The sequence below is a fragment of the Nocardiopsis coralliicola genome (assembly GCF_054779695.1).
Genome location: NZ_BAAGXT010000044.1, coordinates 44,688 through 54,527, shown reverse-complemented (window position 1 = coordinate 54,527; position 9,840 = coordinate 44,688). Strand labels below are relative to the sequence as shown.

The window sequence follows — 9,840 nt, the reverse complement described above, 5'->3', positions numbered from 1 at the left end:
CCTAAGACCGCTTGGCCTCCGACTTCCCGGGCCGCTGGCCCGGGTGTAGCCGGCGGGACCGCGCGCAGGCGGCCGGCCGGCGCGCGCCGGTGCCTGCGGCGGGGCCGGTCTCAGGCGTCGCGCCTGCGCCCGCCGTACTTCTTGTGCACCGCCTGCTTGCTGATTCCGAGGACCATCGCGATCTCCGACCAGGTGGCGCCCTCGGCGCGGGCGCGGCGCACGTGCAGCGAGAGCAGCCGCTCCGCCTCCGCGCGCAGGGCGGCCGCCGCCATCAGGGCGTTCATCGGGGATTCGTCGTTCACGGACTCCGCCAACTGGCTGACGCGCTCGGAACCGGTGCCGTCGGTGTGCATGCCGCCAACGCTACGCGGCCCGCAGCGGCCGTGCCCGCACGGTCCGCCTGCGGCACCCGGAATCCGCGGGGGAGTCCGGCGGCTGGCGCAGCGGGATGGCGATCCGCCGAACATGCCCTAGGGTCGGACCCGATCATGAGCGAAGAATCAGACCTGGAACTCCTGCGCCGCTTCGAGCCGGTGCTCACCTACACCCGCGGCGAGCTCTTCTTCCCGACCGACGTCGGGCGCTACGTCGCCGCGTGCAGCCTCTGGATCGAGGAGGACGGCCAGGAGCGCGAGGTCGTCCCGGCCGGCCAGCTCACCCTCGACCTGCTGGCCGAGGCGGAGCAGCGCTGGCCCGGCCGCTTCCTGCACCTGCGCTTCGTGCAGGAGTCGTCGCTGCGGGCCGAGGCGCGGCGGTTCCGCCGCTCCACCCGTCCGGTGATCCCCAAACTCGGCCGGCTGGCCGCGGTCGGCGTGCTGGGCCGGCTGCTCGACGTGCTGGTCAAGTTCTCGCTGCTGATCCGCGGCGCAGTGCCCGGCGGGGTGGCCGCCGCGGCCGCCACCCGCTACCGCGACCGGCTCGACGACGGCGGAGCGACCTACTACGCCCGGGTCATCCGCGAGGGCGGCTACATCGCGCTGCAGTACTGGTTCTTCTACGCCATGAACGACTGGCGCTCCATCTACGGCGGCGTCAACGACCACGAGGCGGACTGGGAGAAGATCACCGTCTACCTCGCCGAGGACCCCGATGGCGGGGTGCGGCCGCTGTGGCTCGGCGCGTCCTCGCACGAGTACCGCGGCGACGACCTCCGCCGGTCCTGGGACGACCCCCAGCTCCACCTGCGCGGCGAGCACCCCGTCGTCTTCCCCGGCGCCGGCTCGCACTCGCACCAGATGCTGCCCGGCGACTACCTCATCCAGGTCGACCCGTCGCTGCTGCGCAAGGTGATGGAGCTGTGGCAGGGAATCGCCGCGCGCCTGCTGCCCAACTCGGCCGGCCACGGCCGGCACGGCATCGGCGTGCCCTTCGTCGACTACGCCCGCGGCGACGGCGTCAGCGTCGGCCCCGGCGGCGACCGCAGCTGGACCCCGGTGGTCATCGGCGACGCCACCCCGTGGGTCCGCGGCTTCCGCGGCCTGTGGGGCCGCGACACACGCGACTTCTTCGACGGGGAGCGCGCCCCCAGCGGCCCGCGCTACGAGCGCGACGGCACCGTCCGGCGCTCCTGGGCCGACCCGCTGGAGTGGGTCGGACTGCAGAAGGTCGCCCCGGACGACGCCGCTGCACGCGACCACCTGCGCGCCCATGCGGCGGAGCTGGAGAAGCGCATCGGCGAGGCGGGCGCCGACGTCGAGGAGCGGCGCGAGCGGCTCCGCCGGCTGGCCGCGGCCCGGGCCGTGCTCGGCCGCACGCAGCACACCCGGGACCGCGCCGCGGAGTACGCCGACCGCATCTCCGAGGGGGAGGAGGAGCTCGCCGAGGTCTACCGGCAGCGCGCCGCCGACCGCGACGAGCTGGAGGCCCACCAGGCCGCGCTCGCCTCCGGCGATCCGGTCCGGCTCGGCCCCACCGAGCACCTGCGCGCGCCGCACATGCCGTTCACCTCCGGTGCGCACCGGCACTCGCGCTTCCTGAGCGTCTGGGCCACGCTGAGCACGCCGCTGCTGATCATCGCGCTCGGTGCGGTGATCTTCCTGCAGGGCACCTACATGATCCCGGCGATGGCCGGGGTGGTCGCGCTGTTCGCGGCCGTCGACTCCGCCGCGCGCGGCAAGTTCACCTCCTATCTGACGGTGATGGCGGCCCTGCTCATCGTCATCGGGGCGGTGGTCGGCGTCATCGCCGCGTTCTCCTACAACTGGCGGATCGCGGTGCTGGTGCCGATCGGGCTGGTGGTCGTCGTCATGCTCTACGTGAACGTGCGCGACCTCGTGCGGAAGTGACGGCCCGGGCCGCTGGCCCGGGGGAGAGCGCCGCCGCGCTCACTCCAGGCCGGTGGCCCGGATGGTGATGTTGAGCCGCCCGGGGCCCATGCCCAGCCCCGCGGGCGCGGTGCCCGGCCGGGTGCGCGGCACACCGTGGTAGGCGCGCCGCGCCGGCCCGCCGAAGACGAAAAGGTCGCCGCTGCGCAGCTCCACATCGGTGTAGGGGCGGGTGCGGGTCTCGGTGTTGCCGAACCGGAACACGCACGTGTCGCCCAGGCTGAGCGAGACCACCGGCTGCTCGGCCGGCTCCTCGCGGTCCTGGTGCATCCCCATCTTCGCTTCGGCGTCGTAGAAGTTGACCAGGGCGACGTCGAACGGCGGCGCGCCGGCGGCGCGCGGTGCGCCGTAGGCGGCGGCGACCCCCTGCTCGGCCAGGTCGGCGAGCACGCCCGGGAGCGGCGGCACCGGCGTTCCGTCGGGCAGCCGGCCGCTGTAGGAGTAGGGCTTCCAGTACCGGCCGAGCGCGGTCATCCGGACGCTCATCGCGCCGCCGCGCGGCATCCGGTGGCGCACCATGCCGCCCGGGCCGCGTGCCCACTCCCGGCACTGCGCCACCAGCCGGCGCTGCGCGCCGGATCCCAGCCAGCCCGGCACGTGGACCGCGCCCGGCGCAACCTCCGCCGCCGCGGCGCCGAACAGCGCGTCGCCGCTCATCCCCGCCCCTCTCCGGTGCGGCCCCGCGCGTGCCGCCCCGGAGGCGATGACACCACAGGGTCCCGGGAGCCGGCGACGCGCCGCGGCGCGCACCCGCGCTCCGCCGGAGGCCGGCCCCGTGTGAACCGCCGGCGCGGCGTGCGCGGCGGCACGGACCGGGCGTGCCGATATCCGTTTTCCGCGCGCATTTCCGAACGCGGAAGAGAATAGCGGGCCCCCGGTGTCCCGGGGGCCCGCAGTGGACGGATTCCTGTGCCGTATATACCGTTGTGTGCGGTGCCGGTTTCGGCGCCGGGGAATCGGGGGCAAGGGGCGCGGTTCAGAGGCCGAAGATGCTGCCGCTGGGTGCGACGAGCACCCCCACCACGATGAGCACGATGCCCCACAGCATCTGCTTGCGCAGCAGTGCACCGACTCCGGCGACGAGGAGGACGATTCCGAGAATCAGCAGTAGAAGTGACATGTCGGCAGGCTGCCCGTTGATTCGGGAGATTAACACCGCGGCCGCCGGATTATTTCTTCGCGCGGTGCGGATTTGCAGGTCGCGGTTTTGTGTCCGGGGCATAATCGGTGACCGCTCGGGGCTTTTCCGGCCGCGGGAGTCGGCGGTCCCGCCGGGCGCGGGGCCGCCCCGTCGGCGGTCCCCGCTCCGCCCGCGGGCGGGGTGCGGGGAGAGCTCCGCCGAGGCCCGGATCACCCCCGGGCGTCGATTGCTTTCCGAGATGAAAAAGATACGGTGAGTGATCGTCGAACGTCCGTATCGGGAAGGGAGCGCCGTGTCCGCAGGAGACGGGGACGAGCGGGAGCTGCTGCGGCTGCTCATCGGGCCGTGGATCGCCAAAGCGGTCTCCGCCGCGGCCGAGATCGGCGTGCCCGACGGGCTGGCCGACGGCCCGCGCACCGCGTCCGAGCTCGCCGCCGAGCTCAACGTGCACCGCGGCGGCCTGCTGCGGCTGCTCCGCATGCTGGCCGCGGTCGGCCTCGTCGAGGAGGACTCCGGCCGGTTCGCGCTGACCTCCGCCGGCGCCCTGCTCACCGCCGACCATCCGGCCTCGCTGCGCGATCTCGCCCTCCTCTACGACAGCCCGCACTTCCTTGCGGCCTGGGACGGCCTGGTCGGCCAGCTGCGCACCGGGCGGCAGGCGTTCTCCGCCGCCCTCGGCGAGGACGTCTACACCTTCCTCGCCTCCCGGCCCGAGGAGGCGCGCAGCTTCTCGGCCGGCATGCGGGCCGGCGGCAACTTCGCCGCGGCTCTGGCCGAGGCCCACGACTTCTCCGGCGCCTCCCGCGTCGTCGACGTCGGCGGCGGTGACGGCGTCGTCCTCGAGGCGGTCCTCGAGCGCAACGAGCACGTCATCGGCGTCCTGCTCGACCGGCCGCAGGCGATGGAGCACGCCCGCGAGCGGCTGCTGCCCTACATCGCGGAGGGCCGCTGCACCCTGGAGGAGGGCGACTTCCTGGAGGGCGTCCCCGCCGGGGACGTGCACATCCTCAGCCGCGTCCTGCACAACTGGGAGGACGCCGAGGCCGGGCGGATCCTGGAGAACTGCAGCGCGGCCCGGCAGGGCATGCCCGGCCGGGTGCTCATCGCGGAGCGGGTCCTGCCCGACGGCCGCCACCCGTGGCTGTCGGTCGCCTACGACCTGCACATGATGGTGATGACCGGCGGGGCGGAGCGCACCACCGCCGAGTACGAGACGCTGCTCCGCACGGCGGGGCTGACCATCGCCAGCACGGCGGAACTTCCGCTCGAGGTGTCGCTCCTGGCGGCGGCGCCGCTGTGACCGGGCGCGACGCCGGCGGCCGCGCCCGCGGCCGCCGCTCCACTGGTGCGCCTGGTGCGCCAGTGCATACACAGCGGGCGACAGCGTCCACATCGGTCGATCCGCACCGAATCCCGGAGAACTCCCCCACGGGCCCCGCCGGACGATACGATTTCCGGCACGGGGGTGATCGCGGGATAACGCGCAGTTGTGGAGAGAGGCGGCAGGGCGTGCACGGAGGAGCCATGGAACGCTTCCGATGCGGCGGTCCGGCGATCGTGCAGATCGCCGGCGAGATCGACATCGCCACGGCCGACGCCATGCGCGACCGGATCCTCGCGGCGGCCCGGTTCCGCCGCGGCTGCGTCGTCGTCGACCTGTCCCGAGTGGACTTCTTCGACGCCAGCGCCGTCCGCGGCCTCCTCGCCGCCTACCGCGCCGTCACCGCCGGCGGGCGCCACCTCGTCCTCGCCGAGCCCTCCGCCGCCGCCCGCCGCACGCTGGACGCCCTGCGCATCGGGGAGTTCCTCGACATCTACCCCATCGTCGAGATGGCCCTCGCCCACACCGCCGGCGACGGGCGGGTGGCGCCCGGGGACGGCTCGGTCGACCTCTGAGCCGGCGCCGGCGGGCCGAGTCCCCGCGCGCATCCGCCGGGGGCGGTGCAGCGGGCGCCGCCCGCACCGGGTCCGTCCCGGTCCGTCCCGGGCGGCAGCGGGGGAGCGGGGGCGCACCGCGGCAGCCGCGGCAGGGGAGGAACAGGCCGCCCCGAGTGGATCCGCTGATCTGCAGTGAGGCGGGTCAAGGGCCCCTTACCGGCCGGTAGTGGCCGGGCCGCGGGGCGGGCCCGCCCCTTTCTCCGCCGATCGGGCGCGTGCTTCGATCAGTGACGTTCGCACCGGGCGGACACGGAGAGTGAGAGTGATGACCCGATGAGTCCGATCAGATCCTGGCACGCGTCCGGCGACGGTGTATCCCGCCGCGGGCTGTTCGGCGGCGGCGCGATGCTCGCCGGCGGCGCCCTGCTCGGCGGGACCGCCGCCGCGGCCGCCAGCGCCGGAACGGCCTCGGCCGATGCCGCGGCGGCCGCCCCCTCGGTGGCCACCCGCGCCGCATGGGGCGCGCGCCAGCCCACCAGCCCGGCCCAGGTGCTCGCACAGGCGCCGACCTACATCGTCGTGCACCACACGGCCACCCCCAACGGCACCGACTACTCCGAGGCGGCCGCGCACGCGCTGTCCCGGTCGATCCAGAGCTTCCACATGGACTCCAACGGATGGGCCGACACCGGGCAGCAGCTCACCATCAGCCGCGGCGGCTACGTGATGGAGGGCCGCAACTCGACCCTGCCGGCCGTCAACGCCGGCGACCACGTCGTCGGCGCGCACGTCGCCGACTACAACTCGGTCGCCGTCGGCATCGAGAACGAAGGCACCTACACGAGCGCGGAGCCCACCTCGGCGCTGTGGGACTCGCTGGTGGAGACCGTCGCGTGGCTCTGCTCGGTCTACGGCCGCCCCACGTCGGCCATTGTCGGGCACCGCGACCTCAACGCGACGGCCTGCCCCGGCGACGTGCTCTACTCGATGCTGCCGCAGCTGCGCGACTCGGTCGGTGCGGCGCTCGCCGACGCCGGGCAGCAGCGCCTGGTCGGCAAGCAGCTGCCCGCGTCCCAGCGGCCGCCGTTCCCGGACGTCCCCGCCGCCGAGCGGGAGCGCTTCGACCACGGCCCGGCGCTGGGCGGAGAGGACCCCAACGCCGACGAGGGCTGACCTGGCCGCGGAGTCCTCCCCGTTCGGACTCCGCCCCGGGCTGCTCCGGGGGCACCGCGCCCCGGGGCAGTCCGGGCCGGTGCGGGCGCCCGGGCGCTCAGAGGTCGTTGCGGCCGGCGTCGCGGTAGAGCTTGGCGACGTCGTGGAAGCGCGCGCCGTTGAGCGTGTGGTACAGGCGCAGCGAGTCGTAGACGAGGTAGGCCAGGCCGGCCTCGGGCGCCTCCCGGCCGACGTCGACCACCAGGTAGCCGAACCGGTCGCGCCGGGTGTCGGCGCAGAGCGAGCCCTGGCGGAGGAACGCGGCGACCTCGTCGGTGTAGCCGAGCGACTCGGTGTGCCGCAGCCGCCGCTCGCCGACCGCGTTGACCAGTTCGTCGGCGAACTCCTCGGGGCTGCCGCCGCTGATGGAGAGCAGCTCCTCGGCCATCCGGGGGGTGACCGCGACCTCGTCGATGCCGTCCAGGATGTCCTCCATCCGGCCCAGCGCGCCGGTGACCTGGCGCAGTGCGGCGCCCGCCTGCTGCGGCGGCACCGAAGCGCGCTCGCCGGGGTCGGTGTCGAAGGGGTGCTGGCGCCAGGTGCCCATCACGGTCTCGCCGATGTCGAACGACTCCAGTGCGGCCGCGTAGTCGCCGGCCGCGGCCAGGATGGCCCGCCGGGCCCGCCCGCGTTCCCGCTGCAGCATCGCGCTCCGCCCTTCCGCGCCGGGTGCCGTCCGCGCCGGGGCAGGCGCCGACCGCTTGCCACCCTAGACCCGATCCGGGCCGTTCGCCGGGGATTCGCCGACTTCGGGCCCCTTGCCGGCGCCGGGTCCGGAACGTGCCTGGGCGAGGGCCGCCACCGCGCCGCGCGCGAGCAGGTCGGCGCTGGCCTCGCTGAGCTCGCCGCGGGTCACCGTCAGCCGCCAGTAGACCGGGCCGAGGATCACGTCCAGCGCCAGTTCGGGGTCGGTTCCGGCGGGCAGCTCGCCGCGGGCCGCCGCGTTGCGCAGCACCACCGCGCCGATGCCGCGCTGGGTGCCGCGCAGCGCCTCCTCCAGGGTGGCGGCGATCTCCGGGCTGCGCGCGGCCTCAGCGAGCAGGTCGGGGATGATCTGCCGGGCCAGCGGGTGGCGCAGCCCGTGCGCGGCGCCGTCGATGAGGTCGCGGACATCGCCCAGCAGCGACCCGGTGTCCGGCACCGGGGTGACGTCCCGGGCGGCCGAGGACACCACCTCGATGACCATCTCCAGCTTGGAGCGCCACCGCCGGTAGACCGCGGTCTTGCCGACCTTGGCGCGCTTGGCCACCGCCTCGATGGACAGCCGGCCGTACCCGCCGGCGGCGAGCTCGGCGAAGACGGCGCCGCGGATGGCGCGGGTGACGTCCGCCTGCAGCACGGCCGCTCCGGCGGGCGTGCGCGGAGCGCGCCGCGGGGCGGAGTTCGCGGGTTCGGACATGAACGGAATTCTAGCGGAGTTGCGTAGCGACGAAACGGTTGCGTTCCGTCCTTTGCCGCCCTATCGTCGTCACGACGATACGCAACCGTCCCGACGTTGGTCGGCGGGCCGCCGAAGGCGCCGCGGGCGGCGCGGTGCCGGAAGGGAGCCGAGCGTGAGCACACTGCCGACCGCCACCGCAGCCGCGGGCGGGGAGGGCGCCGCGGAGGCGGAGGGCGCGGACCGGGTGCCCGGCGCGGCCGCGCTCGCCGAGCGGCACGGCCTCGTCGTCGGCGGCGCGCGGCCCGGCCTGCTCCGCTACCTCGCCGACGTGTGGCGGCACCGGTACTTCATCGACGCCTTCGCCCGCGCCCGCGCCGCCGCCAAGTACAGCCGCACCAACCTCGGCCGGCTGTGGGAGGTGGGCACGCCGCTGCTCAACGCCGCGGTCTACTACCTCATCTTCGGCCTGCTGCTGCAGACCGACCGCGGCGTCGACGACTTCATCCCCTTCCTCGTCACCGGCGTCTTCGTGTTCACCTTCACCCAGGCCACCGTGCTCGCCGGGGTCCGCGCCATGACCGGAAACACCGGACTGATCCGCGCCCTGCACTTCCCCCGTGCCGCGCTGCCCATCGCCATGGCGGTGGTGCAGATGCGGCAGATGCTCGTCACCATGTCGGTGCTCCTGGTGATCGTGGTGCTGGCCGGACAGGTGCCGCAGTGGTCCTGGCTGCTCGCGGTGCCCGCGCTGCTGCTGCAGTCGCTGTTCAACATCGGGCTGGCCCTGGTCTTCGCCCGGCTCGGCGCCAAGATCACCGACCTCGCCCAGCTCATGCCGTTCGTGCTGCGCACCTGGCTCTACGCCTCGGGCGTCATGTACAGCATCTCCGTGATGGCCGCGCACGCACCCGACGCCGTCCGGCTGGCCCTGGAGCTCCAGCCCGCGGCGGTCTACATCAACCTGGTCCGCGCGGCGCTCATCGACAGCTTCACCGACCTCCCGCCGTTCGCCTGGGGCGTCGCCGCCGGCTGGGCGCTGCTGCTGTGCGTAGGCGGATTCATCTACTTCTGGCGCGCGGAGGAGAGCTATGGCCGCGACTGACACCCCGACCACCGCCGCCGGCGCGGCCGCACCGGACCGCGCGGCGGAGCAGGACGCGCCGCCCACCGTGATCGTCGACGGGCTGCACGTCGTCTACCGGGTGCGCGGCGCCGCCGGCCGGTCCGGCGGCGGACCGGCCGCGCTGCTGCGCGCGATGGCGGGCCGCGGCGGCGGCGCGCGCGAGGTGCACGCCGTGCGCGGCGTCGGCTTCACCGCCTACCGCGGCGAGGCGATCGGCCTCATCGGCTCCAACGGCTCGGGCAAGTCGACCCTGCTGCGGGCGGTCGCCGGGCTGCTGCCGGCCGAGCGCGGCCACGTCTACACCGACGGCCGGCCCTCCCTGCTCGGCGTCAACGCGGCGCTGATGAACGACCTGTCCGGCGAGCGCAACGTCGTGCTGGGCTGCCTGGCCATGGGCATGACGCCGGCCGAGGTGCGCGAGCGCTACGACGACATCGTCGACTTCTCCGGCATCAACGACAAGGGCGACTTCATCTCGCTGCCGATGCGCACCTACTCCTCGGGTATGGCGGCGCGGCTGCGGTTCGCCATCGCGGCGGCCCGCGACCACGACGTGCTGCTCATCGACGAGGCGCTCGCCACCGGCGACCGGTCCTTCCGCAAGCGCTCCGAGCAGCGCATCCAGGAGCTGCGTGAGCGCGCGGGCACCGTCTTCCTGGTCAGCCACTCCAACAAGACGATCCGCGACACCTGCGACCGCGCCATCTGGATGGAGCGCGGCCGCGTCGTCGCCGACGGCCCCGCCGCCGAGGTCGTCGACGCCTACGAGGCCGACGACTGA

The 9,840-nt window shown here is 74.4% G+C and carries 11 protein-coding genes; 6 read left to right on the top strand and 5 right to left on the bottom strand.

The genetic code is table 11. The features are described 5' to 3' along the window. Positions 1-110: 110 nt before the first annotated feature. Positions 111-353 (bottom strand): hypothetical protein, encoded by a 243-nt coding sequence (locus ACYVGT_RS23160; protein ID WP_460862199.1) that lies wholly within the window; start codon positions 351-353, stop codon positions 111-113. Between the two features lie 135 nt (positions 354-488). Here ACYVGT_RS23160 and ACYVGT_RS23155 point away from each other — a divergent pair, with 135 nt between their 5' ends. Next, entirely contained in the window at positions 489-2,285 is a 1,797-nt protein-coding gene (locus tag ACYVGT_RS23155; RefSeq protein ID WP_460862197.1) for a hypothetical protein, read from the top strand. Positions 2,286-2,324: 39 nt separating this feature from the next. Here the strand turns inward: ACYVGT_RS23155 and ACYVGT_RS23150 are convergent, their stop codons facing one another. Together ACYVGT_RS23150 and ACYVGT_RS23145 are read right to left on the bottom strand one after the other, a co-directional pair. Continuing rightward, positions 2,325-2,981, bottom strand: a complete 657-nt coding sequence (locus tag ACYVGT_RS23150) for an alpha-ketoglutarate-dependent dioxygenase AlkB family protein (protein ID WP_460862194.1) — start codon at positions 2,979-2,981, stop codon at positions 2,325-2,327. 319 nt (positions 2,982-3,300) lie between these two features. Next, on the bottom strand, positions 3,301-3,444 hold the full coding sequence (locus ACYVGT_RS23145) for a GPGG-motif small membrane protein (protein WP_460862192.1): 144 nt from the start codon (positions 3,442-3,444) through the stop codon (positions 3,301-3,303). Between the two features lie 313 nt (positions 3,445-3,757). On the opposite strand from ACYVGT_RS23145, the gene ACYVGT_RS23140 reads away from it, so the two are divergent. From ACYVGT_RS23140 to ACYVGT_RS23130, 3 genes are all read left to right on the top strand, one after another. Next, a complete protein-coding gene (locus tag ACYVGT_RS23140; RefSeq protein ID WP_460862190.1) occupies positions 3,758-4,765 on the top strand; it encodes a methyltransferase in 1,008 nt (335 codons plus the stop codon). Positions 4,766-4,989: 224 nt separating this feature from the next. Then, positions 4,990-5,361, top strand: a complete 372-nt coding sequence (locus ACYVGT_RS23135; RefSeq protein ID WP_460862187.1) for an STAS domain-containing protein — start codon at positions 4,990-4,992, stop codon at positions 5,359-5,361. A gap of 315 nt (positions 5,362-5,676) precedes the next feature. Further along, positions 5,677-6,516 carry a peptidoglycan recognition protein family protein gene (locus tag ACYVGT_RS23130; RefSeq protein ID WP_460862184.1) on the top strand — a complete coding sequence of 280 codons (840 nt, stop codon included), beginning with the start codon at positions 5,677-5,679 and terminating at the stop codon, positions 6,514-6,516. Positions 6,517-6,613: 97 nt separating this feature from the next. Here the strand turns inward: ACYVGT_RS23130 and ACYVGT_RS23125 are convergent, their stop codons facing one another. Both ACYVGT_RS23125 and ACYVGT_RS23120 read right to left on the bottom strand, forming a co-directional pair. Then, positions 6,614-7,201, bottom strand: coding sequence for a hypothetical protein (locus ACYVGT_RS23125; protein WP_460862181.1), 588 nt, complete (start codon positions 7,199-7,201; stop codon positions 6,614-6,616). A gap of 63 nt (positions 7,202-7,264) precedes the next feature. After that, positions 7,265-7,954, bottom strand: a complete 690-nt coding sequence (locus ACYVGT_RS23120) for a TetR/AcrR family transcriptional regulator (RefSeq protein ID WP_460862178.1) — start codon at positions 7,952-7,954, stop codon at positions 7,265-7,267. A gap of 154 nt (positions 7,955-8,108) precedes the next feature. Between ACYVGT_RS23120 and ACYVGT_RS23115 the strand changes: the two genes are divergently transcribed. Next, a complete protein-coding gene (locus ACYVGT_RS23115) occupies positions 8,109-9,038 on the top strand; it encodes an ABC transporter permease (RefSeq protein WP_460862176.1) in 930 nt (309 codons plus the stop codon). After that, the gene (locus ACYVGT_RS23110; protein ID WP_460862174.1) at positions 9,025-9,840 is read left to right on the top strand and encodes an ABC transporter ATP-binding protein; all 816 of its coding nucleotides are present in this window, start codon (positions 9,025-9,027) and stop codon (positions 9,838-9,840) included. The genes ACYVGT_RS23115 and ACYVGT_RS23110 overlap by 14 nt, the downstream gene beginning before the upstream one ends.